1 protein-coding gene and 1 tRNA gene are annotated in these 1,655 nt (G+C 60.4%); both read left to right on the forward strand.

All coding sequences use genetic code 11. The annotated features are described in order from the left end of the window. The first annotated feature begins 269 nt into the window (after nt 1-269). Nucleotides 270-1,280 (forward strand): peptidylprolyl isomerase, encoded by a 1,011-nt coding sequence (locus tag AC11W3_RS13190; RefSeq protein WP_484093134.1) that lies wholly within the window; start codon nt 270-272, stop codon nt 1,278-1,280. An 89-nt stretch (nt 1,281-1,369) separates the two neighbouring features. Next, a tRNA-Sec gene (locus AC11W3_RS13195) sits at nt 1,370-1,467 on the forward strand. Nucleotides 1,468-1,655 lie beyond the last annotated feature (188 nt).

Consider the following 1,655-nt stretch of genomic DNA (forward strand, 5'->3'; position numbering starts at 1 on the left):
TCGACAAGTTCAAGATCAGCAGCGGAGACTACAGGTACACCACCACCATCCAGCTCTTCAACGGAACCACCCTGGTCAATTCCAAGGCCTTCAAGGTGACCGTACCGAAGTAAGCTGCCGTAACAACTGCAATTGAAACAAGGCAGCAAATCCGGCCCGGGGCGAAAGTCCCGGGCCCTTTTCGGACAACGCCCCCCTCCCTTGACGAGCCTCGCGCTGTAGCGCTTCGGCTCGAAAGCGGAGGGGACACTTTGACAAGGAGATTCCAGATGCCGCATTGCAAGAAAATTGCCGCCACTACGCTCGCCGCCCTCCTCCTGGCCGCCATCCCCTCCGGACACGCGCTGGCGGAGGAGAACGCGGTCAAAGCTACCGCCCCGGAACTCGCCAAGCAGTCCCCCGAAGACGTCCTGGTGAAGATAAATGGCAAGCCGATCATCAGAAAGGAAGTGGAGCGCACGCTCAAGGCCGCCCTAAGCCAGAACCGCACCCCCCAGATGCCCCCCCCCTTGCTGAAGAAGGCGGAGGAACAGGTGCTGGAGCAGCTCGTGAGCTCAGAGCTCCTCTACCAGGCGGCCGAGGCTGCGGATATAAAGGCGCTGGAGAAGGAAGTCGAGCAGCAGTTGGCCGAGAACCGCCGGAGGTATGCCACGGAAGCGGAGGACAATGCGGCGCTGGCATCCCTGCAGATGACGACCAAGGAGGTGGAGGAATTCACCCGCCGCGATATCGCCATCAACCACCTGGTCGAGAAGGAACTGGGCGGGAAGGCGCAGGTAACGGAGGAAGAAGCCCGCAAGTTCTACGACGACAACCGCGCCAGGTACTTTGAAAAGGGTGAGAGCGTCAAGGCGAGCCACATCCTGGTGACGGTGAAGGAGGGGGCCGGCGCCGAGGAAAAGAAACAGGCGAAGGAGAAGGCCGAGGCCATCCTGAAGCGCGCCAAGGGGGGAGAGGACTTCGCCGCCCTGGCCAAGGCAGAATCGGGCTGCCCCAGCGCCGCCAAGGGAGGAGATCTGGGCCGGTTCGGCAAGGGCGAGATGGTCGGGCCCTTCGAAAAAGCGGCCTTCGCCCTGAAACCTGGAGAGCTGAGCGAGGTCGTGGAGACCCAGTTCGGCTATCACATCATCAAGGTCGTCGAGAAGATCCCGGCCAAGACCGAGAAATTCGACGAGGTGAAGGAGAAGATCGTCGAGTACCTGAAGCGGCAAAAGATCGGCGCCGAGCTTCCGGCGTTTTTGAAGGAGCTTAAGGAGAAGGCGAAGATCGAAAAGGGGTAATTCTCCGGAGTCCGAAGAGAGGACAGTCAGATACGCCTCCCCCCTGAGGGGGAGGCTGGGAGGGGTGCCGCTGTCGGCGAAAAAACAATGGAAGCACATCGGTCGCTGGTGGGCCGCCCGGTCTTCAAAACCGGTGAGGGGGGTGAGAAACTTCCCTGGTGGGTTCGATTCCCATGTGCTTCCGCCATTACCTCCCTTCCAATCGACTCCTCGCAAATCCTCGACATACGACCATGCAGATCAACAGTGTTGACCTACCTACCGCAGAGCCTCCCGCCAGCGCCTCTTCTTTCAGAGCGCATATGCATGCCTGAGCCCTACCCCCGGCTCATACCGTCAACTTCCAATCTTACAATCCTGCCCCCAAGGCCTCTC

It is taken from the genome of Geomonas sp. (assembly GCF_056994735.1).

Coding starts and splice junctions, on each gene's coding strand:
- AC11W3_RS13190 (WP_484093134.1), top strand. CDS start 270: ATGCCGCATTGCAAGAAAATTGCCGCCACTACGCTCGCCGCCCTCCTC.